Source organism: Rhizobium sp. L9, from assembly GCF_002531885.1.
GTDB lineage: Bacteria > Pseudomonadota > Alphaproteobacteria > Rhizobiales > Rhizobiaceae > Rhizobium.
The window spans coordinates 1-22,927 of the sequence record NZ_NWSZ01000013.1; the positions used below are offsets into that span (position 1 = coordinate 1).

The 22,927-nt window shown below is 62.7% G+C and carries 21 protein-coding genes and 1 pseudogene; 7 read left to right on the forward strand and 15 right to left on the reverse strand.

Going from position 1 to position 22,927, the window contains the following annotated elements; translation table 11 throughout:
* Positions 1-23 precede the first annotated feature (23 nt).
* Complete coding sequence (locus CO660_RS33315; RefSeq protein WP_176536292.1) at positions 24-200, reverse strand: hypothetical protein; 177 nt, start codon at positions 198-200, stop codon at positions 24-26.
* A gap of 245 nt (positions 201-445) precedes the next feature.
* Between CO660_RS33315 and otsA the strand changes: the two genes are divergently transcribed.
* Positions 446-1,861, forward strand: a complete 1,416-nt coding sequence (gene otsA, locus CO660_RS15000) for an alpha,alpha-trehalose-phosphate synthase (UDP-forming) (RefSeq protein WP_097599383.1) — start codon at positions 446-448, stop codon at positions 1,859-1,861.
* A 261-nt stretch (positions 1,862-2,122) separates the two neighbouring features.
* Here otsA and CO660_RS15005 read toward each other — a convergent pair whose 3' ends face one another.
* From CO660_RS15005 to CO660_RS15015, 3 genes are all read right to left on the reverse strand, one after another.
* Entirely contained in the window at positions 2,123-3,055 is a 933-nt protein-coding gene (locus CO660_RS15005; protein WP_097599384.1) for a carbohydrate kinase, read from the reverse strand.
* 62 nt (positions 3,056-3,117) lie between these two features.
* Entirely contained in the window at positions 3,118-3,807 is a 690-nt protein-coding gene (locus CO660_RS15010; RefSeq protein WP_085776794.1) for an orotate phosphoribosyltransferase, read from the reverse strand.
* Between the two features lie 69 nt (positions 3,808-3,876).
* Positions 3,877-4,533: a TetR/AcrR family transcriptional regulator gene (locus CO660_RS15015; RefSeq protein ID WP_097599385.1), complete on the reverse strand. Its 657-nt coding sequence runs from the start codon at positions 4,531-4,533 to the stop codon at positions 3,877-3,879.
* A 96-nt stretch (positions 4,534-4,629) separates the two neighbouring features.
* Here CO660_RS15015 and CO660_RS15020 point away from each other — a divergent pair.
* A pseudogene (locus tag CO660_RS15020) lies at positions 4,630-5,111 on the forward strand (anthrone oxygenase family protein).
* Between the two features lie 100 nt (positions 5,112-5,211).
* Here the strand turns inward: CO660_RS15020 and CO660_RS15025 are convergent.
* The 6 genes from CO660_RS15025 to CO660_RS15050 all read right to left on the reverse strand — a co-directional run bounded on the left by CO660_RS15025 (position 5,212) and on the right by CO660_RS15050 (position 11,434).
* On the reverse strand, positions 5,212-6,390 hold the full coding sequence (locus CO660_RS15025) for a GGDEF domain-containing protein (RefSeq protein WP_097599386.1): 1,179 nt from the start codon (positions 6,388-6,390) through the stop codon (positions 5,212-5,214).
* Between the two features lie 186 nt (positions 6,391-6,576).
* Positions 6,577-7,617, reverse strand: a complete 1,041-nt coding sequence (gene pyrC, locus CO660_RS15030; protein ID WP_097599387.1) for a dihydroorotase — start codon at positions 7,615-7,617, stop codon at positions 6,577-6,579.
* Positions 7,618-7,784: 167 nt separating this feature from the next.
* Positions 7,785-8,417 carry a nucleoside triphosphate hydrolase gene (locus CO660_RS15035; RefSeq protein WP_097599388.1) on the reverse strand — a complete coding sequence of 211 codons (633 nt, stop codon included), beginning with the start codon at positions 8,415-8,417 and terminating at the stop codon, positions 7,785-7,787.
* Complete coding sequence (locus CO660_RS15040; RefSeq protein ID WP_064707825.1) at positions 8,414-9,196, reverse strand: ATP-binding cassette domain-containing protein; 783 nt, start codon at positions 9,194-9,196, stop codon at positions 8,414-8,416. Before CO660_RS15040 ends, CO660_RS15035 begins: the two co-directional genes overlap by 4 nt.
* A gap of 2 nt (positions 9,197-9,198) precedes the next feature.
* Positions 9,199-10,263 (reverse strand): ABC transporter permease, encoded by a 1,065-nt coding sequence (locus tag CO660_RS15045; protein ID WP_085776788.1) that lies wholly within the window; start codon positions 10,261-10,263, stop codon positions 9,199-9,201.
* Positions 10,264-10,414: 151 nt separating this feature from the next.
* Entirely contained in the window at positions 10,415-11,434 is a 1,020-nt protein-coding gene (locus CO660_RS15050) for a sugar ABC transporter substrate-binding protein (protein WP_085776787.1), read from the reverse strand.
* A gap of 312 nt (positions 11,435-11,746) precedes the next feature.
* On the opposite strand from CO660_RS15050, the gene CO660_RS15055 reads away from it, so the two are divergent.
* The gene (locus CO660_RS15055) at positions 11,747-12,994 is read left to right on the forward strand and encodes an ROK family transcriptional regulator (RefSeq protein WP_097599389.1); all 1,248 of its coding nucleotides are present in this window, start codon (positions 11,747-11,749) and stop codon (positions 12,992-12,994) included.
* Entirely contained in the window at positions 12,978-13,451 is a 474-nt protein-coding gene (locus CO660_RS15060; RefSeq protein WP_097599558.1) for an RbsD/FucU domain-containing protein, read from the forward strand. Before CO660_RS15055 ends, CO660_RS15060 begins: the two co-directional genes overlap by 17 nt.
* Before the next feature lie 18 nt (positions 13,452-13,469).
* Here CO660_RS15060 and CO660_RS15065 read toward each other — a convergent pair whose 3' ends face one another.
* A complete protein-coding gene (locus CO660_RS15065; protein WP_097599390.1) occupies positions 13,470-13,952 on the reverse strand; it encodes a RidA family protein in 483 nt (160 codons plus the stop codon).
* Between the two features lie 92 nt (positions 13,953-14,044).
* Entirely contained in the window at positions 14,045-14,479 is a 435-nt protein-coding gene (locus tag CO660_RS15070; protein WP_097599391.1) for a cupin domain-containing protein, read from the reverse strand.
* Positions 14,480-14,595: 116 nt separating this feature from the next.
* Between CO660_RS15070 and CO660_RS15075 the strand changes: the two genes are divergently transcribed.
* From CO660_RS15075 to CO660_RS15085, 3 genes are all read left to right on the forward strand, one after another.
* Positions 14,596-16,128, forward strand: a complete 1,533-nt coding sequence (locus CO660_RS15075) for a winged helix-turn-helix domain-containing protein (RefSeq protein ID WP_097599392.1) — start codon at positions 14,596-14,598, stop codon at positions 16,126-16,128.
* Between the two features lie 88 nt (positions 16,129-16,216).
* Positions 16,217-16,573, forward strand: coding sequence for a nuclear transport factor 2 family protein (locus CO660_RS15080; protein WP_097599393.1), 357 nt, complete (start codon positions 16,217-16,219; stop codon positions 16,571-16,573).
* Between the two features lie 382 nt (positions 16,574-16,955).
* On the forward strand, positions 16,956-18,503 hold the full coding sequence (locus CO660_RS15085; RefSeq protein ID WP_097599394.1) for an EAL domain-containing protein: 1,548 nt from the start codon (positions 16,956-16,958) through the stop codon (positions 18,501-18,503).
* A 173-nt stretch (positions 18,504-18,676) separates the two neighbouring features.
* On the opposite strand, the gene CO660_RS15090 is transcribed toward CO660_RS15085, so the two are convergent.
* The 3 genes from CO660_RS15090 to CO660_RS15100 form a co-directional block, all read right to left on the reverse strand.
* Positions 18,677-19,714 carry a 4-hydroxyproline epimerase gene (locus CO660_RS15090; protein WP_097599395.1) on the reverse strand — a complete coding sequence of 346 codons (1,038 nt, stop codon included), beginning with the start codon at positions 19,712-19,714 and terminating at the stop codon, positions 18,677-18,679.
* A gap of 136 nt (positions 19,715-19,850) precedes the next feature.
* Positions 19,851-21,101, reverse strand: a complete 1,251-nt coding sequence (locus tag CO660_RS15095) for an FAD-dependent oxidoreductase (RefSeq protein ID WP_097599396.1) — start codon at positions 21,099-21,101, stop codon at positions 19,851-19,853.
* 81 nt (positions 21,102-21,182) lie between these two features.
* A complete protein-coding gene (locus tag CO660_RS15100; protein ID WP_097599397.1) occupies positions 21,183-22,460 on the reverse strand; it encodes an alpha/beta hydrolase in 1,278 nt (425 codons plus the stop codon).
* Between the last annotated feature and the right edge of the window lie 467 nt (positions 22,461-22,927).

Below are 22,927 nucleotides of genomic sequence, written 5' to 3' on the forward strand. Positions count from 1 at the left end.
GGCGGCCACCCGCCCGGCAAGCATCAATATCCTACATTTTTCTTATCCAAGAAGGTGCCGGCAGGCGGATGAGGGGCGGCCGCCAGATCGTCATAATGGCCGCAAATGATTAGATTGATTTCGGCGGGCTTGGCGCCGCTGCCCTGCAAAACCGGATTGAACGTTCTACTAATAGAAAATTGTAGAAAGAATTCTTTCAATTCGCCGCCATCGCCCTAGATTCAAGCAAAATCTGTGCGCATGGTACTTCCGACGACATGACCTATCAAACCGGGGGCGATACCCCGTTCCACTGTTTCCGCTGGTCTATACCCCGGGCAATTCGCATCCGGATCTGCTCTTTTGATGGCGGCGCCTGCCCTGCATTACCCTTGCCCCGCCCCGGAGGCTCCCCGGCACCCTGGCACAGAGCGTTTTCCCGATCCATCTTCGCTAAAGGAAGCTCATGAGCCGTCTTATCGTCGTTTCCAATCGTGTTCCCATGCCGGCCAAGGATGGGAGTGCTGCGGCCGGTGGCCTCGCCGTCGCGCTGCAGGCAGCCCTGCAGGCGCGCGGCGGCATCTGGATGGGATGGTCGGGAGAGTCGAGCGGAGACAGGGAGCCCAGCGCGCTGTCGCTGCTGCAGAAGGGCAACATTACCTATGCGCTGACCGATCTCACCGACACCGACGTCGAGGAATATTACCGCGGCTTTGCAAACCGCGTTCTCTGGCCGATCTGTCATTACCGCCTCGATCTCGCCGAATATGGCCGAAAGGAAATGGCCGGCTATTTCCGCGTCAACCGCTTTTTCGCGCATCGGCTGGCGCCGATGATCCAGCCGGACGACATCATCTGGGTTCATGATTACCATCTCATCCCTCTGGCCGCCGAACTGCGGCAAATGGGGCTGAAGAACCGGATCGGCTTCTTCCTGCACATTCCCTGGCCGCCCGCCGATATTCTCGTCACCATGCCGGTCCATGAAGAAATCATGCGCGGCCTTTCTCATTACGACCTCGTTGGCTTCCAGACCGACTACGACCTGCAGAACTTCGCCGGTTACCTGAGACGGGAGGGCATCGGCGACGACCTCGGAAACGGATTGTTCGATTCGCACGGGCGGATCTTCAAGGCCGGTGCCTATCCGATCGGCATCGAGACCGCAGCCTTCGCCGAATTCGCAGAGCGAGCCGCAGACAATGTCATGGTGCAGAAGACCCGGCGCAGCATCGAAGGCCGCGACATGATCATCGGGGTCGATCGCCTCGATTATTCGAAGGGTATTATCCAGCGTCTGGAAGCATACGAACGCTTCCTCACCAGCAATCCGGCCTATCAGAACAAGGTCACCTATCTGCAGGTCACGCCGAAATCGCGATCGGAAGTCCCCGAATACGAGCACATGCAGAAAATGGTCGCCGAACAGGCCGGCCGCGTGAACGGCGCGATCGGAACGGTCGACTGGGTGCCGATCCGCTATGTCAACCGATCGATCAGCCGCACCGTGCTCGCCGGTCTCTACCGCCTGGCGACGATCGGGCTCGTCACGCCGTTGCGCGACGGCATGAACCTCGTCGCCAAGGAATATGTCGCCGCCCAGGATCCGGATCGCCCGGGCGTCCTGGTGTTATCGCGCTTTGCCGGCGCGGCACGGGAGCTGAAGGGGGCGCTGCTGGTCAATCCCTACGATGTCGAGGGCACGGCCAATGCGCTTGCCAGAGGGCTAGCCATGTCGCTCGAGGAGCGCCGCGACCGCTGGAGCATGATGATGGAACATCTGCTCTCTCACGACGTCTCGCTCTGGTGCGAAACCTTCCTGCGGGACCTGATGACCGCTCCGGAGCTCGGCGGTAGCGTGGCTCCCCAGGCAGCCTCCTGATCGATCCGCATCCGCGTGAGTTGTCGAAGGCCTCGACGCAAGGGCTGGCTGCGGCGCTGGCGTAGCGTTAAAAATGCCCCTCACCCTAACCCTCTCCCCGTAAACGGGGCGAGGGGGACGTGCCACACGCAATGTCGGCGGCGGAACGGAGAGGTCGCGGCTATCCCCCATCGCCCCGCAAGCGGGGGTCCGAAGGACGGGTCGGGAACCGTGGCTCGACCTCGGTCGGTGCCGGCAGGCGGATGAGGGGCTGATGCTCGCTTAAGCCTTAAGCCCGATCTCGTGCGCCCAGGGGGGATTGGCGCCGGCGCGGGAAACGGTGACGGCGGCGGCCTTGGCGCCGAGCGTCAGGGCGTTGCGCACCGCCTGTTCATCGAGCGAGGCGACCTGCTCTTTGGTCAGCAGATTATCCCTCTTCAGCGAGGCAAGCACGCCGGCGTCGAAGGTATCACCGGCGCCGACCGTGTCGACAACGGCAACGCGCTCGCTCGGCACCGTCACCTTGCGATCCCTGGTGTAACCCGAGGCGCCTTCCGCGCCCTTGGTGATGACGACGAGCTTGGCGCCCTCAGCCAGCCAGTGGGCGGCGAGCGCGTCATGGTCGCCTGAAAGACCGAACCAGTCGAGATCCTCGTCGGAGAACTTGACGATGTCGGACTTTGCCGCCATGCGCCGGATGCGGGTCATATGAGCCTGCTTGTCCTTGATGAAGCCCGGGCGGATGTTGGGGTCGAGCGAAATGACGCGGCGGGCCGCTTCCCGGTCGAGCAGTGCTTCGTAGGTTTCGCCGCAGGGGCTCGGGATCAGGCTGATCGCGCCGAAATGCAAGGCTTCGCAATCATCGCCGAGAACAGGCAGGTCGGCCTCGGTGATCATCCGGCCGGCTGTGCCCTCATCATAGAAGGCATAGGTCGCCTGGCCGCTGACGAGCTTGACGAATGCGATCGTCGAAGGGCGCGGGGTGATGGCGCATGGGCTGTAATCGACATTGCTCGCCTTCAGCGTCGCCAGCAGGATTTCGCCCATCATGTCGTCGGCAATGCCGGTGAAGAAGGCGGTGGGGATGCCGAGGCGGCCGAGCGCGATGGCGGTGTTGAAGATCGCGCCGCCGGCATAGGGCGCAAAGCCCTTTTCGCCTAACGTCGTCTCCCTCGGCAGCATGTCGATTAGGGCCTCGCCGCAGCACAAAATCATCGGATTCCTCCCAACAGCATTTCTATCTTCATCAAGCGCTTAAGTGAGCTTTTGTCAACCGATTAGAGCGAAAGCTCACTCACTCCACCATTCCTCGCGGACCACGCCAATGGCGCATCGAGAAAGGCCTCGACCTCTGCAAGCGTCTTATCGTCGAAAAGCTTCTCTGCCCTGGCAACCGCAAGGACGCTGCGCCAGGTGGCGATGTGATGCAGCCTGACCTTGCCATCGGCAAAACGCTGGTCGCCGAAAATGCCGTAAAAGAACAGCGCGATGCCATGATCGACGATGCCGCCGGCGGCGCGAATGGCGTCGATGAACTTGAACATGCTGCCGCCTGCCGTCGTCAGATCCTCGATGACGAGCACGCGCGAACCTTCGGGCATATTGCCTTCGATCTGGGCGTTGCGGCCGTGGCCCTTTGGCTGCTTGCGGACGTAGATCATCGGCAGGCCGAGGCGATCGGCGAGCAGGGCGGCGAAGGGAATGCCGGCGGTCTCCCCGCCGGCGATGCAATCGAACTGCTCGAAACCGGCATCGCGCAGCAGAGTGCTGGCGGCAAAATCCATCACCGTCGAACGGATGCGCGGATAGGACAGGAGCTTGCGGCAATCGATATAGACCGGGCTCGCCATGCCGGAGGAGAGCTTGTAAGGCTGAGCCGCATTGAAATGCACCGCTTTGATCTCCCAGAGCATCTTGGCCACCAATTCGGCCATCAGGGCGCGGTCGGGAAATGCGGTCTGGATCATCGGGCTCTCCTTCGGTTTTGCGTCTCCGGCAATAGCAGCAAGCGCCCACCGTTTCCAGACGCAGGCGATCTATTCCAGCAAGAGACGGCCGATATCGGGTCCCTGCATCTTCTTGAACAAGGCAATCGTCCGGTCGCCCTCCTCTGCATCCAGCGAGACGGCATAACGCACGGCGGCGGCAAGCAGCTGCATCGTCAACCGGGCGATCGCCTGAAGTTCGCTGCGGTCCCGATCCGGCCAGAGGCGCACGAGCACTGCGAGAAATGCCTGGGTATGGAATTCCATGTCTTCGGCATCGACCTGCTGCAGCAGCTTGTCGGTGTGGGTCGCATGCCAGATATCGCGCATCACGGGCTCGCGGCGGAAGAACGCATAATATTCGTCGACGATGTTGGCGAGCGCCGCCGGCAGGGCGGCGGCGTCGACGACCTTCGCCAGTTCCGCCTCGACACAGCGCCTGCCCTCTTCGTTGAAGCGCTCGGCCAACGTCCGGATAATCGCGCTCTTGTCGGGGAAATACTGGTAGAGGGCGCCGAAGGAAAGGCCAGCCTTTTCAACGATCTCGCTCATCTTCAGGCCGTCGCTGCCATGGCTTTCGATCAGTTCGGCGGCGACGGCGAGGATTTTTTCGAAACGCTCGCGGCCGCGCTGCTGGCGCGGGATGCGGCGCGGCTGGCCGCCACGGTCCTGCTGGCGTCTGCGCGTTGCGCGTTTCTGCTCCGACATCGGCTCTCCTTCACGTTGACAAACAAAATAAGAGAGTTTATCGCATATTGCAAATCAGAGAGATTCTCTTATTTCATCCCCGCAAGGAGTTTCGACATGCAGATCGTCCTCATCCTTTCCTCGTCGCCGCGGCGATCGGCAGCGGCCTCGTCGCCGGCATCTTCTTCGCCTTCTCGACCTTCATCATGAGCGCCTTCTCACGCATCCCGGCCGAACAGGGCATTGCGGCGATGAACTCGATCAATGTGACGATCGTCCGCTCGCCTTTCATGGGCCTCTTCGTGCCGACGGCGATCCTCTGCCTCGTCATCGCCGTCCTCGCGGTGATCGACTGGCGCGGCGGCGCGTCCGCGCTGATGCTGGCGGGTGCAGCCATTTATGTGTTTGCCTCCTTCCTCTCGACGATCATCTTCAACGTGCCGATGAACGACGCGCTGGAAAAGGTCAGCGGCAGCGGGGCGGAGGCGGTGGCGCTCTGGACCTCCTATGTCAGGGATTGGACGTGGTGGAACCATGTGCGAACCGTGGCCTCGCTGCTCGCCTCGGCCGCTTTCGTGCGGGCGCTGATGATGGTTTGAGCAGCAGGCGCCCACACTCAAGAGAGCCTCATCCTGAGGTGCCCCGCAGGGGCCTCGAAGGACGAGGCGGCATGCCGGGCGTCTGCCGAGCAGTCGGGAATCAAGACGCGGTGCGCGACACCTCGGCCGGAACTGCAGTGAGATAGCCGGCAAGCTCGACCCGGTTGCGGCCGCCGCGCTTGGCGGCGTAGAGCGCCTTGTCGGCGGCGCTCAGCATGGCGTCGAAATCGAGCGGCGTTGACCGGCCGGGCGCAACGCCGACGCTCACTGTGCATCTCAACACCTCACCGTCGATTGGAATCTCTCGCGCCTCGAAGGCCCTGCGGATCCGCTCAGCCGTCAGTTCTGCCCGGCCGGGCATGATCTCCTTCAGCACTAGCGCGAATTCCTCACCGCCGAGCCTCGCGGCGGTATCGCCTGAGCGGCAATGGGCGGTCAGTTCCTCGGCGAAGACGGTGATCACGCGGTCGCCGCTCGCATGGCCATAGCGGTCGTTGACCGATTTGAAATGATCGATATCGAAGACGATGACGGCCGCGGTGGTGCCCATCGGGCGCGTGCCATACTGATCGAAGACGGCGCGGCGGTTGAGTAGGCCCGTCAGCGGATCGGTGATCGCCTCGAGACGATGGCGGGCGGCGAGCCGCCATTGATGCAGCGCCAGCGACAGCGCGCCGATCCCGGTCATGCCGGCGATGCAGACGGCGAGGCTCAGATCCTCCGCCCAGTTGCTCGGCGCCTTGCCGAGCACCAGCTTTCCATCGGCGATCAACACGGCGGCGCAGAGAACGAAGGAGATTGCCGTCAGCGTATAGAGTGCCGCAATGCCTAGGAGCGGCGCCGGCGCTTCGGCGCGGGCGAGCCAATATTGCCGAGCGGTGGCAAACAGCAGCAGGGCGATGGCGAGATTGTCGGCGATGAAGGCGAGGCCGTCATAGCCGGCAACCATCGGGACGATGGAGAAGGCCATCGCCGCCAGCGCCCGGCTGGCGATGGCAAGGATTGACAGGCGACCTGACAGGAACTGTTTGCCCGCGCCCCAGATGGTGGCAAAGCCGGCATGGAACAGCACGAAGCTGCCAATGGCGAAGCCTATATCAGGCCTGCTCACATAGACGCTGTAGATAAAAATGCCGCTGACAACGAGGACGAGACCGATGGTGGCGGTGAGCAGCACGGTTTCGGTCCGGCGCACAAGCCAACTGCCCATCAGGGTTACGGCCAGGCAGGCCGCGGAGATGCCGAGCGCCAACAGAAGGGAGTTGTAGTCAAGCATCATGCTTCTTCAGTCTCCGCAGCGGTGTCGCGCCGGACGATCGGCAGCTATGGGGTCCGCGAAGAGGAATGTCTTATGCATCCGTTAACAAATGATGCACCGCACAATGAAAATGTTACGCGCCTAACGTCACCGCAGCACTTAAAATGAATATTCTATTTAAAATAGAAAAACGCAGCAGGCGAGTCCCTAGACCAACACCTGCCAATGAAGGGGAAACATAGGATCGAAAACCGTCACCGGCCCGGCGCCGGTTTCTATCTTAGCGGGAAAGAGAACCGGCTCTGCCTGCTTGGAAAGCGTGATGCGTTCCTCGTTCGGCGACAGCCCATACCAGGCCGGTCCGTTCAGCGAGGCGAAGGCTTCAAGCCTGTCGAGAGCGCCTTCCTCCTCGAAGACATGGGCAAGGCAGCTCATCGTATTGATCGAGGTGTAGATGCCGGCGCAGCCGCAGGCGCATTCCTTCAGCGGATCGACATGCGGGGCAGAATCGGTGCCGAGGAAGAAGCGGGCGTCGCCGCTTACGGCGGCTGCGCGCAGCGCCAGTCGGTGGTTCTCGCGCTTGGCGACCGGCAGGCAGTAATAATGCGGGCGGATGCCGCCGACCAGGATGGCGTTGCGGTTGATGATCAGGTGGTGGGTGGTGATCGAGCCGGCGAGATTTGATTTGGCCGCCTTGATGTAATCGATGCCATCCGATGTCGTCACATGCTCCATCGTCACCTTCAACTCCGGCAGGCGCCGGCGCAGCGGATCGAGCACGGTGTCGATGAAGACGGCCTCGCGATCGAAAATATCGACGTCGGGCTTCGTCACCTCGCCATGGACGCAGAGCGGCAGACCGATCTCAGCCATGCGCTCGAGCACCGGCATCGCCTTCTCCATGTCGCGCACCCCCCCATGCGAATTGGTCGTGGCGCCGGCGGGATAAAGCTTGACGGCGGTGATGAGGCCGCTCTTTGCACCCTCCGCCACATCGTCGGGGCTGGTATGTTCGGTGAGATAAAGCGTCATCAGCGGCTGGAAACGGTGGCCGTCCGGCAGCGCCTTGAGGATGCGCTCGCGATATGCCTTCGCATCCGCTGACGTGACGACCGGCGGCACCAGATTGGGCATGATGATGGCGCGGGCGAAGGTGCGGCTCGTATCGGCGATCACGCCTTCCAGCATGGCGCCGTCGCGCAGATGCAGGTGCCAGTCGTCGGGACGGCGGATGGTGATCGATTGCATGGCAGGCCTCCGAAGCGATGCGTCTGCCGCCTCGATAGCACTAAAGCGCGGCGGGTCAAACCGGCTTATGCGACGCCGTTTCGCCCTTTAGGCAAATCCTGATGCCGGAGCCGTTCAATACGTCCGGGCGGCATGCATCATACATCAAATGAACAATCGCGTCGGCGTCACGCCAGCGCAATCTCCAGCGTCACGTCGGCTGGGCGACGGTTTTCGAGGATCAGCCGGCCGTTCGGCAGGTCGTTGCCGTAGACTTTGGCGCTGGCGGCTTCTTCGCTGAGATTGTAACCGCGCCAGCGCGCCCAGAGCCGCTCTTCGAGAACCTCGATCGGCGGCGCCAGCATGATCGAAAAATCGAAGATGCCGTCGAGTTCGGCCCATTTACCCTGTGTGAAGAGCAGATAATTGCCCTCGACGATGATGAAGCGGTCCTCGGGATCGATTGGTCTGGCGGAAGCGATGGCGAGTTCGCGGGAGCGGTCGAAGACCGGCGCCAGAACCTCCTGGTCGGCCCGGCGGACGGCGCGGATGATATCGAGGAAGCCTCTGACATCGAAAGTTTCCGGAATGCCCTTGCGCGCCAAGAGGCCGCGTTCCATGAGGATGGCATTGTCCATGTGGAAGCCATCCATCGGCAGGACTGCGGCGCTTTCGCCTTTGGCTTTCAGCGCCGCCGCCAGATTGTCGGCCATGGTCGACTTGCCCGCTCCTGGCGGCCCGGCGACGGCAATCAGGAAACGTTTGGCATCGCCGGCGCGGGAAAGCACCTCGCCGGCGATGTCGTCGATGCGCAGGCTCATGCCGCAACGGGCTCCGTCGGCACCGCCTTGGCGCCGGTCATGAAGGCGACGGCGTCGGACATGGTGTATTCCTTCGGATTGATCACCGTCAGCCGCCGGCCGAGACGGTGGATATGGATCCGGTCGGCGACCTCGAAGACATGCGGCATGTTGTGCGAGATCAGCACAATCGGCAGGCCGCGGGCGCGCACGTCAAGGATGAGTTCCAGCACGCGCCGGCTTTCCTTGACGCCGAGGGCGGCCGTCGGTTCGTCCATGATGATGACCTTCGAGCCGAAGGCTGCGGCGCGGGCGACGGCGACACCCTGGCGCTGGCCGCCGGACAGCGTTTCCACCGCCTGGTTGATGTTCTGGATGGTCATCAGCCCGAGTTCCGACAGCTTGTTGCGCGCCAGCTTTTCCATGGCCGGACGGTCGAGCATGCGGAACAGCGAGCCGAGCGGCCCCTTCTTGCGGATCTCGCGGCCGAGGAACATGTTGTCGGCAATCGATAGCGCCGGCGACAGAGCAAGGTTCTGGTAGACGGTTTCGATGCCGGCTTCGCGCGCCTCCATCGGCGAGCGGAAATGCACCTGCCGGCCTTCGAGCGTGATCACGCCCTCGTCAGGGGTGACCGCGCCTGAAATCGCCTTGATCAGCGACGACTTGCCGGCGCCGTTATCGCCGATGACGGCAAGGATTTCACCCGGGTAGAGGTCGAAATCGGCATTATCGAGCGCGGTCACGCGTCCATAACGCTTTACGAGGCCGCGGGCGGTGAGAATGGGTTCGACAGCCATGGTCATACCGAAACCTTTCTGATCCACTGATCAATGGCGACGGCGGCAATGATCAGCACGCCGGTCAGGAGGACTTTCCATTGCGGATCGGCACCGAGCATGTTGAGGCCCATCGACACGACGCCGACGATCATGGCCCCGAACAGCGTGCCGAGAATGGAACCGCGGCCGCCGAAGAGCGAGATGCCGCCGATCACGGTCGCGGTGATCGCCTGGAGGTTATAGTCGGTCACCGCCGAGGACGGGGAGATTGAGCCGTTGCGGCCGATCGACACCCAGGCGGCGAAGGCGGCGATGACGCCCGACAGCGTATAGACGGTGAGCAGCACCCTCTTCGTCTGGATACCGGAGAGCTTCGCCGCTTCCGGATCGTCGCCGACCGCATAGACATGCCGGCCCCAGGCGGTGTGATTGAGGATGTACCAGAATAGGAGGACGAGCAGCACCATGGCGATGACGCCGAGGGTGAGCACGGCGCTGCCGACCTTGAAGCTCGCGGCGAAAAGATGCAGCAGCGGCGCCTGTTCGTCGACATCGGTGTCGCGGATCGTCTCATTGGCGGAATAGATGAAATTCGTCGCCATGACGATATTCCAGGTGCCGAGCGTGACGATAAAGGGCGGCAGCTTCATGAAGGCGACGAGGAAGCCGTTCAGCAGTCCGCACAGGCCGCCGACCAGCAGGCCTCCAATCACCGCGATCGGCGTCGGGATGCCGTAGGTGATGGCGACATTGCCCATGATGACGGCTGAAATCACCATGATGACGCCGATCGACAGATCGATGCCGGCCGTCAGGATGACCAGCGTCTGGGCGGCGCCGAGAATGCCAACGATGGCGATCTGCTGCAGGATCAGCGTCAATGTGTATGACGAGAAGAAACGCCCGCCGAGCGCTATTCCGAAGATGATGATCGCCAGTACGAGTACGATCAGCGGCACGGCGGCCGGTGTCGAGTGCAGAAAGTGCTGGGCGCGCTTGATCAGCGGGACGCCCTGGTGCTCGAAGGAGGCGACGTTCTTGTCGCTGCCGTCGAGGACGCGTTCGAATTCCTGTGCTCCGGTCATGGTTCCTCCTCCGCATCCGCGCGCCGAACCCGCGCGGAGGCCGTCACCCCTGTTAATCCGTTCGTTGCTTAGCCGGTGGGCGACGGCACATCGTCCGTCTAAAACGGCCGGGGATCAAGCCCCGGCCGGTGCGCTTTCAATCAAGCGGGGCTCAGCCCCAGCACTTGTCCGTGCCTTCTTTGGTGTCGATCGACTTGAGGCCGGGAACCGGCTTGTCGGTGACGAGCGAGACGCCGGTATCGAAGAAGGACTTGCCTTCGGTCGGCTTCGGCTTTTCACCCGAGTCGGCGAACTTCTTGATCGCCTCGATGCCGAGCGACGCCATCAGCAGCGGATATTGCTGCGAGGTGGCGCCGATGACGCCTTCCTTGACCGACTTGACGCCCGGGCAGCCGCCGTCGACCGAGACGATCAGCACGTTCTTTTCCATGCCGACGGCCTTCAGCGCCTGATAGGCGCCGACAGCGGCCGGCTCGTTGATCGTGTGGATGACGTTGATGCTCGGATCCTTCTGCAGAAGGTTTTCCATGGCCTTGCGGCCGCCTTCTTCATTGCCGTTCGTCACGTCATGGCCGACAATGCGCTTGTCGTCTTCGTCGCCGATCTTGTCCGGGTTCTTCGGGTCGATGCCGAAGCCCATCATGAAGCCCTGGTCGCGCAGAACGTCGACCGTCGGCTGCGACGGCGTCAGGTCGAGGAAGCCGACCTTGGCGTCCTTGGCCTTGTCGCCGAGCGTTTCCTTGGCCCACTGACCGATCAGTTTGCCGGCGAGCAGGTTGTCGGTGGCGAAGGTGGCGTCGGCGGCATCGGCTGGCTCGAGCGGCGTGTCGAGCGCGATCACCAGCAGGCCGGCGTCGCGGGCCTTCTTGACAGCCGGCACGATGCCCTTGGTGTCGGAGGCCGTCAGCAGAATACCCTTGGCGCCGTCGGCGATGCAGCTTTCAATCGCTGCGACCTGGCTTTCGCTGTCACCATCGATCTTGCCGGCATAGGACTTCAGCGAGACGCCGAGTTCCTTGGCCTTGGCCGTCGCACCTTCCTTCATCTTGACGAAGAAGGGATTGGTGTCGGTCTTGGTGATGAGGCAGGCGGAAACGTCAGCCGCCATCGCCGGAGCAGAAAAAGCGACACCGAGCGCGAGCGCGCCAAAAGCGAGAACTGATTTCTTCATGAACTCCTCCCAGAGTTTGCCGGCGCCGCCCCTGCGGGCCGGAACTTTCAAAATATGACACTTCGCTCAGTCGCTGTCGCTCCAAAGCCGTCCGTGCCCTTGACGATGGCAATTAAGAGCGAAAGAAATCCGCTTGTCAATAAATAAATCCAATTGAATTATTAATTCGATGTGGCATGCTCGATGGAATTAGGGTGTCGGGCGCCGTGTCTCCGGCGCGCAGGGGACGCCCTAGCGCTTTGAGCCGCTGCAGGTTTCTTAAATCGTCTCTGATGGGAAAATGCAGGAGGCGAACGCTCGGGAGGAGCGGCCATGTCGTCTTTGGAAGGACCGGAACACACGCCGGTCCCGCCGCCGATTCTAAATCCGGCCGGCGGTGCGAACCAGGTCAGGGTGCGAGCCTATAACGAGCGGCTCGTGCTGTCGCTGGTGCGCCTCTACGGTGCGTTGTCGAAGGCCGATATCGCGCGCCGCAGCGGGCTTTCGGCCCAGACCGTCTCGGTCATCATGCGGGTGCTGGAAAAGGAAGGGCTGCTGTCGCGCGGCGCGCCTGTGCGCGGCCGGGTCGGCCAGCCATCGATCCCGATGCATCTCAATCCCGACGCCGTCTATTCCTTCGGCCTGAAGATCGGCCGGCGCAGCGCCGATCTGGTGCTGATGGATTTCGTCGGCCGCATCCGGATGCAGCTGCACCGGACCTATGCCTATCCGCTGCCGCATGAAATCCTTGCCTTCGTCACCTCGGGCATCCGCGAGATCGAAGACAAGCTCGACGAAAGGCAGCGCGGCCGCGTCGCCGGCCTCGGCATCGCCGCGCCTTTCGAACTCTGGAACTGGGCCGATGAGGTGGGAGCGCCGCCGGGCGCCATGGAAGTCTGGCGCGATGTCGACCTGCAGGCCGATATCGCCGCGCGCGTCTCCCATCCCGTTTTCCTGCAGAACGATGCGACCAGCGCCTGCGGCGCGGAACTCGTCTTCGGCGTCGGCCCCTCTTATCCCGACTTCGTCTATTTCTTCATCGGCTCCTTCATCGGCGGCGGCATCGTCCTGAATTCGGCGATCTTTTCCGGCCGTACCGGCACGGCGGGCGCGATCGGGCCGCTGCCCGTGCGCGACAGGAACGGCAAAACCAAGCAGCTGCTCGAAATCGCCTCGATCTTCGTCTTGGAAAACATGCTGCGCGAGCGCGGTATCGATCCCGAACCGCTGTGGTATTCCGCCGACGACTGGGTGGATTTCGGCGAGCCGATGGAGGCGTGGATCCAGGACAGCGCCAAGGCGCTCGCCCAGGCGATCGTCGCCGCCGCCTCGATCGTCGATTTCAGCGCAGCCGTCATCGACGGCGGCTTTCCCCATTGGGTGCGCAGCCGCATCGTGCAGGCGACGATCGACGAAGCCGCCAAGCTCGACCTGCAGGGCGTTGTCATGCCCGAAATCATCGAGGGCGCGGTCGGCGCGCAGGCACGCGCCATCGGCGGCGCCAGCCTGCCGATCTTTGCGCGCTATCTCACCGACCAGAACGTACTCTTCAAGGAGGTAGACCATGCTGAAGGGACTTGATCCGCTCTTGAGCCCGGAATTGCTCGCAACACTTCGGGCCATGGGCCATGGCGACGAAATCGCCATCGTCGACGGCAATTATCCCGGCGTCGAACATGCGCGCCGGCTGATCCGGCTCGACGGCCACCATCTCATCCCTGTGCTCAATGCCGTGCTCAGCGTGCTGCCGATCGACGATTTCGTGCCGGAAGCGATCTTCCGCTCGACCGTCAAGGCCGAGCGCGACAAGCTCGATCCGGTGCATGAGGAGATGATCGACTGCTGCGCCCGTCACGAACCGCACCGTCAGGTGGTGCCGCTGGTCGGCCAGGATTTCTACGGTCGGGTGCGGGCCGCCCATGCGCTGATCCAGACCAGTGAGCCCAGGCTCTATGCCAACATCATCCTGCGCAAGGGCGTGATCTATCCGAAGGAGGCAGGCGCTCAGCCGGGCGAGGTCGATCCGTTCGTCTACTAAAGGGTCTGTGCGCTTCCGTCACCCGTCGATTTCGACTTCCGCTTCGCAGTTTACCGGCGCATTCAAGGGGATGGCCATGCCGATGGACGAGCGGGCGTGGGCGCCGACGTCAGGCCCGTACAGCTCGAGGATCAGATCGGAATAGCCGTTGGTGACCAGCGGCGTCTCGTTGAAGCCAGGAGCGACGTTGACCATGGCGAAGACGCGAAGCCATGCCGTGACCCGATCGAGGTCCCCGACGGCCCGCTTGAGACTGGCGAGATGGGCGAGCGCAACGAGCCGCGCCGACGCGTAACCCTCCTCCGGCGAAACCTCGGCGCCAACCTTGCCAAGCGGATTTGCCAATGTTCCGTCGCGGTTGCATGCGACGTGGCCCGAGATGTAAGCGCGGGTGCCGCGCAGGCGAACCCAGGTGAAGGGCAAGCGCAGTCCGTCGCGAACCTTCAAAGGCTCGGGCAACTCCAGCCCCATTCCGGCCAGCCGTTGTTCGATAATGGCCATAATGCACCTCCCGGTGTGATTGGAGCATGCCGCGCCAAAGCCTGAGGCGGCTTTGCGCCGGGAACCGCCGGACAGTTCCGAAGCGACATGCATCACGGTACGATCTCGTCGAGCTCCGGCATCAGAACGACGCTTTCATTCGCGGCTGCGTCGTTGCGGGCGCCGAGGAACTCGGCGTCTTCGCTACAGCGGTTGACGGCGACATGCGGAACGCCGGCCGGAATAAACAGGTAATCGCCGGGGCGGACCGTTTCGCATCGTTCAAGTGCTGCCCCCGACCAGATCTCGATCTCCCGACCTGCGATCATCAAGAGAGCCGTCTCGTGTCCCTCATGGCGATGGGCGCCGGTTCGCCGCCCCGCGGGCAGCGAGATCGTCCCGAGCCACAGCATGGTTGACCCAGCGCTTTCAGCTGAGACGCCGGAGCAATAGACCGATCCCTGCCTGGCGACATGACTGCCGCCGGCGCGGATGACCTTGGCGAGGAATGCTTCAGACTCTTTCGGTTGCGTTGCTTCCTTGATCATCGCTCTCACCACTTCGACCACTGCGATGGAGCCACTCTGCGCGCTCAGCCGCCGCAAGTCCTGAAGCGAAGCCGAAAAATTCCGAAAAGCTGCGAAATCGGCGTATCATTCCCGCCATGAAACCCCCGCACCTTGTATTCGGCCGCTTCGAATTCATTGCAGAGAACGGATGCCTGCTCCGCGACAACAGGCCTGTCGCCATCGGCGCCCGCGGCGCCAACCTGCTTGGCGTTCTGCTGTCGGCAAAGGGGGGGGTGGTCTCGAAGCCGGAATTGATGGATGCGGTCTGGCCGGGATTGGCCGTCGAGGAAAGCAATCTTTCCGTTCAGATTGCTGCCCTTCGCAAGCTCCTCGGACCTACATTGGACGGAAGCGAATGGATCGTCACGGTTCCACGGGTGGGGTACAGATTTTCGGGTCCGGTGGAGACGCGGAGCGAGACAGCCGAGAGCGGCTGGCACGCACAAACCGGGTCGGTGCCCGCGATCGCCGTCCTGCCGTTCGAAAATCTCGGCGGCGATGTGGAGAGACAGTATCTGGCCGAAGGCATTGCCGACGACCTGATCATGGCGCTCGCCCGGCTCAGATGGTTCCGCGTCGCCTCACGCGGGGCAAGCTTCGCCAGGAGGAATGGTTCCGGGGACCCGAGGTCTGTCGCGCTGGAACTCGGGGTCGATTTTCTGGTGGAGGGAGCCATCCGGCATACCGGCGATCGGATCCGGATATCGGTGCACCTCGCGGACGCCCCGAAGGGCGCCACCGTCTGGTCCGAGCATTACGATCTTCAACTGGCCGAGCTATTTGCCGTGCAGGACGCCATTGCCGAGCGGATCGCAGCAGCGATCGAGCCCGAACTGCTGTTGCGCCACGGGCTTCCGATCGCTCCGCACACCGGCAACATCACTGCCTGGGATCTCGTGCGGCAAGGCATGTTCCAGTTTCACAAGGTAACGCAACCCACCCACCTTCTCGCACGCCGCTTCTTCCGCGAGGCCGCCGAGCTCGATCCCATGCTTCCGGAGGCGCAGATCTGGCGGGCGCGGGTCAATGCCGGCCTCATCGCCTACGGCTGGACGGAAAACCCCGCCGCAGACGGGAAGGAAGGAATGGATGCGGCGCTGCGGGCGATCTATCTCGATGCGCGCAACCCCTATTCGCACTACGGGCTGGCGATCGTCTCGGCCTATACGGGCAGGGCCGAGCAGGCGATCCTGGCGGCGGAACGATCCATCGAACTCGGTTCGAGCTTCGCCCTGGGGCATCTCGTCCTCGGCATGGCTCGGCTTTTTTCGGGCGACGCTGCCGGGGCGCGCAAGCCATTGGGGCACGGCCTCGAGCTCAATCCGCACGATCCGCAGAACGGCGTCTGGTTCAGCCTGCTGATGCTGGCATTGTTTTTTTCCGGCGACGTCGAGGGCGCGCTCGATACCGGACGCCGGGCGCTGAAAGCGCGGCCCGACTGGCCGGCGCTGCTGCGCATCCAGGCATGCTGCCACGCGGCCGCGGGACACCGCCAGCAGGCTCACCGCCTTGCTGCCGCGGCACGCGATCTTCCCGAAGCTGCCGGCGATGCACTTGCTCCGTTCAGAGATAGCAACACGGAATGGACCGCCCGCCTGAACGCGCTGCTGCGGGAGGCAGAGCTTTGAAACTCGTAGACGCCCGGAGCAATGACCGAAATGGTTCGTCGCGAAGCGGGGCTCGATCGCAACCCCGCACCTCTGCAAGGAGAAAGCAATGGACGACGATATCAAAATTCTCCAGCACATCTACGAGCGCTTCAACGAACGCGACATAGACGCCGTGCTGGCAGCGCTGGCCGAGGATGTCGTCTGGGCCAACGGCATGGATGGCGGCCACGTCCATGGGCGCGAGGCGGTGCGGGAATATTGGACGCGTCAGTGGTCGATGATCGATCCCCACGTCCAGCCGGTCGGTTTTCACCGGACAGCGGACGGCGCAATCATTGCCGACGTCCGGCAGTCGGTCCGTGACCTGCAAGGCCAACCGCTCGAAGGAGAGAAGACGATCGGGCACGTGTTCCGGATTCGGGACGGCAAGGTGGTCCGCTTCGACATTCGGGATGCCGCCTGAATTCGGCGAGCCGGGTCACCTCCACTTCCCGGCGGCCTTTGAGGGTCAAGATGTAGCACGTCGATCTCGGCGTCGAGCGCACTGAGCTGAATCCAATTTGCGACGAAGATATCCGTTGCGCGCAGCGAAACGCCCAAACCTTCGCCGCGGAAACGCGCCATTAATCTTCGAAGACCACACTGAAATCCGGATTTACGAATGCCCGCAGTCTGGCCAGTGATCGAATTGCCGATGCCCTTGGCTCCACCCTATGAGTCGTGGCAGTCTTCGGCGCCGTCGATGCCGGCATTCGGCGACAGGTCGTCGATCGGAATAAGGTCGGGGACGATGCGGTCTTCCGAGCTGGCCATGATGGCTCTTCACACACCAGGAGCCTGTTCATATGCCTCGCGTCCGACCCACCAGACCGCAGATGGAGATCCTGGCCTGGCTCTCGTGCTTCCTGCTTCTCTTCTGCTTGTCCTGGCGCTTCCAATGGCATGAGGGGCTGGATGAGTTCATCGAAAAGCATCATGACTTTCCACTGGACCACGCGCTGCTTGCCCTTAATATGTCCGGCTTTCTCGGGCTGATCTACTCGGCGCTGAGAATCCGGGATCTCTCGATAGAGGTTGACCGCAGGCTGCAGGCCGAAAAGAACGTGGACTGGATTGCCTGTCACGACACGCTAACCGAACTACCTAACCGCAGATTTCTGGAATCCGTCTGCGCGCAGTCGATGATCGATCAACGGGCGCAGGAAAGCTATGCCGTGTTCAGCATCGATCTCGACGGCTTCAAGAAGATCAACGACCTCCTCGGGCACGATCACGGCGATGCGGTGCTGAAGGCCGTCGCTCAGCGGCTTTCTTCCCTCTTTCCGCGTGATCGCATTTTCCGCCTTGGCGGCGACGAGTTCGTCGTTCTGGCGCGGCGCACCGGAAATGCCGATCTAGTCGCTTTGGGAAACCGCATCGTGAGCGCGATCAGCAAGCCCTTCACATTCAATGGCGTCGCCGTCGATCTTGGCGCCAGTGTCGGCCTCGCGCTCCACCCTGAAAACGGCGACGATCTAAGCCAGGTCATTCGCCATTCGGACTGTGCGATGTATGTGGCGAAAAAGCAGGGGCGCAATCTGGTGAAGTCCTTTGTCCCTTCGATGCAGGAGGAGCTGGCCAAGCGGATCCGGGTGGAAGCGGATCTGCGAGCCGCCATCAAGAATGCTGAGATCGTCCCGTATTACCAACCTCTCGTCGACCTGAAGACGAAGGAGATTATCGGTTTCGAAGCGCTGGCGCGCTGGAAGACGGCATCCGGCGAATTCATCCCGCCGAACGAGTTCATCCCCGTGGCGGAAGAGGCCGGTCTGATCGTCGACCTGACGGACCAACTGCTGCGCCACGCCTGTGGCGATGCGCTTTCCTGGCCAAATCATCTGGTCCTGTCGTTCAACCTGTCTCCGATCCAGCTGAGCGACCGATTGCTGGGCCTCAGGATTCTGAAGATATTGGGCGATGTCGGTCTGCCCGCGCATAGGATCGAGCTGGAGGTGACGGAGAGCGCCATCATCCAGGATGCCGCCACCGCCCGGATCGTCCTCGACGATCTGGTGAACGCCGGCGTCCGGATTGCTCTCGACGACTTCGGTACGGGCTATTCCAGCCTCTCGCAGCTCTCCAACTACCGGTTCGACAAGATCAAGATCGACAGGAGTTTCGTCGCTTCATTCGAAACGAACGACAAGCAGGACAAGGTGATCAAGGCTATTATCGCTCTCGGCGCGGGCCTCGGCGTGACGATAACGGCCGAAGGCATCGAAGAGGAAAGCCAACTTCAACGGCTCCAGGATCTCGGCTGCGACATCGGCCAAGGCTACCTGCTTGGCAGGCCGGCGCCGGCCGAGAGCCTTGCCGCAGACCAGATCAGCGCCAGGATAGCCCAACGTCGCTGATGGGCGGCAAAGTGGGTTCTCTTCCGGTGGCAAGTTGAGACAAGAAGTTCTCGCTTGCCAACGGCTCCCTCGGGACGTCGGTGATGGAGGGTGGCATGCGGCTCCGCCAGACCCGCTCTAGACCCTGGCGCAAACCGTCTGGAGCCACCGCACATTCGGCACCGCTCGAACGGTCAAATCTCCCCTGCCGACGGCCCCCAGACGTCCGTCAGGGCGAAGCCGCCGGGATGCGGGTCGAAGGGATCGAGCGCGACCTGGGTGAGGCCGAAGGTGAAGCCGCGGCCGGTGATGGTGGGGATGACCGCCGGGCGGCCGGCGACCTCGGTGACTGCATGCAGGCCGACCTCGAACTCCGAGCCGATGATCGATTTCGAGGTGAAGACGTCGCCGACCTTCGCCTTGCCGCGGGCATAAAGGGTGGCGAGATTGGCGGAATTGCCGGTGCCGCAGGGCGAGCGGTCGGCGCGGCCCGGCCACATGGTGGTGCAGGTGCGCACCGTGCCATCGGCCTCGGTGTCGCGGAACATCACATAGGCGACGCCCGAGATTGCCGGAATTTCGGGGTGGACGATCTTGATGTCGCGATTGATCAGCTCTTTCAGGATCATGCCGGCCTGAACGAGGCCGGCCGCATTGGCCTTCTCGATCGTCAGATTGATCTGGCCGACATCGACGAGGGCATAGAAGATGCCGCCATAGCAGAGATCGGCTTTGATCTTTCCCCAATGCGGCGTGTCGATCTCGACGTCGAGCTCATGCACGAAGGAGGGCACCATGGTGAGCCTGACCTTCTCGCAGCGCCCGTCATGGCAGGTCGCCGTCGCCTTGACGAGGCCGGCGGCGGTCTCCAGCGTCACGATCGTCTCAGGCTCCTTCATCTCGACGATGCCGGATTCGAGAAGCGCCGTCGTCACGCAGATCGAATTCGAACCGGAGCTGGCATGTGCCTGATCGGGCTGCAGGATGATGAAGGCGGCGTCGGCGTCGGGGTGCCCTGCCGGCAGCAGCAGGTTGACCGAGCCGATCGGGGCACCGCGCGGCTCCAGGCAGAGAAAGCGGCGGAGCTCGTCGCCTTTCGGATCGGTGTTCAGCCAGTGCAGCTGCGCAGCGATGGTTTCGCCGGGAATCTTCGGAACGCCGCCGATCGCGACGCGGCCGATCTCGCCCTCGGCATGAACGTCCAGCAGCTGTATCGTGCGCTTCCATCTCATCTCGAAACTCCAGTTCGGGCGTGACGGCTGACGCCGCCGACTCAGTTCCAACTTTTGTTTTAATGCAATTCCCGGCAAAATCGCGTTCCGCTTTGCCTGGAAAACCGCTTCGCACTTTTCCTGGAATTGCTCTCAATCAGTATCGGTCTATGCGGAACGGGGTCATATCGACCGACGGTTTTGCTCTGCTCACCATATCGCCGATCAACCGCGCTGTCGTTGCGGCATATGTCAAGCCGAGATGGCCATGACCGGTCGCATAGAAAACCCCCGGCATTTTCGAGGACGGCGAAATGATGGGGATCGTATCGGGCAAGGCCGGGCGATGGCCCATCCACTCCGTCGCCTCCTCGACCTTCAGACCCGGAAGCGCCCGCTGGGCGTGCCGCACCAGCACGCGCGGACGGCGGAAATCGGGCGCGGCGTCGAGGCCGGCCAGTTCGACATTGCCGCCGACGCGGATGCCGCCGGCCGTCGGGGTCACCATAAAGGCGCGATGAGGCCAGATCACTGAATAGCGCATTGAAATGCCCGGCTTCATGATCTGCGTGTGATAGCCGCGCTCGGTCTCGAGCGGAATCGGTTCGCCGAGTTTTGCGGCGAGGAAACGGGTGTGGACGCCGGCGGCGAGCACCACGAAAGCGGCCTCGATCCGACGTCCGTCATCGAGGGCGATGACGACCGTGCCATCGCCCTTGCGCTCGATGTTGCTCACAGCGCCGGAGGCGAAGGCTGCGCCCGCGGCGATGGCTGCGTCAGTCAGCCTGACGACCAGCTTATAGGGATCGCGGATCGACTTGTTGTCCGGCAGCAGCACGGCCTTGGCGATGACAGGCGAAAGGGCCGGCTCATGATATTGGATGGCGCCATTGCTCAAGACCTCGAATTCGAGGCCGTAGCGCTGCATCATGGCAAGATGGCCACGGTCTGCGGCAAATTCCGCCTCGGTCTCGTAAATGGCGAGACAGCCCTCCTCCGTCATCAGCTCGGACGCGCCGATCGCCTGCAGCATCTCCCTGAAATCGCCGAGCGCCCGCAGCGACAGGCTCATGCCGGCATCCTCGATTTCCCGGAGCCGCGAAGGCCGGCCGGCCGCGAGGAAGCGCAGGAACCAGGGCAGCATCCGCGCGGCATAGGACGGCCGCAGCCAGACCGGGCCTTCGGGGTCGAGCAGCCAGCCGGGAATCTTCTTCCAGGTCGACGGGCCGGAGCCGGCGGCGAAATCGAGCGCGATGCTCGCCATATTGCCGAAAGAGGTGCCGCGCCCGGGCTCACCCTTATCGATCAGCGTGACCTGAAATCCGCGCCGCTGCAAATCGAAAGCGATCGAGGCGCCGATCACGCCTGCGCCCACGACGACCACCTTCTTCTTCGTCTCATCCGTCATGCGATCAACCCACCTGCACGGCAGACAGCATTGCCGTTCGCCAACCTGATATATCAGATCGGCGGTGCTGCCTACGAATTTTTACCGGCTTTCGGGCAGGCCGGCGCCGACGCTGTCGCCGACCGAACCGACGGTATTGTCCATCGACTGGCCGAGCCGCTTCAGCTGCGCATCGTAATTGCGCCGGGTGCGCGGATCGAAGATCGCGATCGGCGTGCTGACGGCGACGCTGACGGCACTTCCGGCGGTCTGGGCAGCCCCCATCGCCACCGCACCGACCGCCTCGCCGAGACCGACATTGGAATCGGTGATCGTCTGGCCGGCGATCAGCCGGTCGCCGATCAGCTTCACCACTTCAGGGCTTTCGGCGAATTTCCCGTGGTTCAGCCTGTCGCCACCCTTGAGCTTGGTGAGATCGAGCACGGTGATGCCGGCCGCCTCCAGCTTGCTGCGATAGGGCTCGGCGGAGGGATCGATCTGGCCGAGCCGGTCGACATTGCCGGAGATGCGCCGCGACAGCGCCAGCGCCCGATCATCCCTGGAGACGAAGATGGTGAAATGCGGCTTATCCTTGCCGAGGCTCATGAACTGACGGCCGAAGACGTCGACGTCGAGATCAGGCGATGCAAGGATGACATTGTTTATCTTCGACGCGACCTGACCGTTGCGAATCGCCATCTGCCGGAGTGCTTCGACGGTCAGCCAGGTGCCCATCGAATGAGCCATGACGGTGACGTCGCCGACGGCCGGATTGGCGGCGGTGCGAGTCAGCAGCTCCTCCAGCGCATCGCGGGAATAGTTGGTGCTTTCCTTGTCGTAATTATAATCGAAGATGCTGGCGCGCGACGGCCAGGTGAAGACGACGGGGGCGACGTCGGCACGCGAATCGTGGACGATCTGCGCGAAGCGATAGACCGCGTCCTCATAGCGGTTGTTGAAGCCGTGCACGAAGACCAGCACGCGGCGGCTCTTCGGCATATGGCTCTTCAGCCAGCTCTCGCCTGCCCGCTCGCCCTCGAGCGGATCGACGGAAACGGTGACGAAGTCACGGAGCGGATCGGCCGGCAGCCGCTTGGGCCATTGCACCTGACCGATCTTGCGATTGGCTTCCGGCGGGATCGAGACATCGACGGCGTTGACGGCAAGCCCGGTGCCGCGTTCGCCGGAGAAAAGCACGGCCGGATTGTCATCGGCAGCGCGCGTCGTCGCCACCAGGAGATCGACCTTCGACGTGCCTGGCGGCACGGTACCGGCCGCCTGCATGACACCGACCGGCCTGCCGCCGCAGCCGGCGAGCATTATCGTTGCAACCAGAAGCCCTGCCAGAGCCGCACGCGTGCCGCGCCATTTGCCGATCATGACCAAACTCCAACCGGTTCACGCGCCGGACGGACGGCACATGTTCAAATAGTCCGGCGAAGCCTGTCGAGTCAAACCGCACGCGGTAAAGCAGCGCCGGCGAAACGGCACAGGCTGTATCGGCTAGGGCTCGATTTCAGGGGAAAAGAAAAGAGCCTGGCGCGGGAGGAGGTGCGCCAGGCTCTTGATCCTGACCGACAACTGGGAGGAGGAGTGTTGTCGGTCCGATGTAAGAGCGCTTGGGAGGAGGAGTGCGCTGCTTACGAAGATAGTGATACCCCATTCATTTGATCGGGAATAGCGAAATTACCGCAATGCAGCAATGCATTCAGCGCAATGCTTGCCCTTTAAATGACAGTTCGACGCCTCATTTTGCAGCATCTTTGACCGGGTGGTCAAAAATTGCTGAAAGATGTGGCAGTGGCGACAGCCCCTCATCCGCCTGCCGGCACCTCTGCGCGGGACGA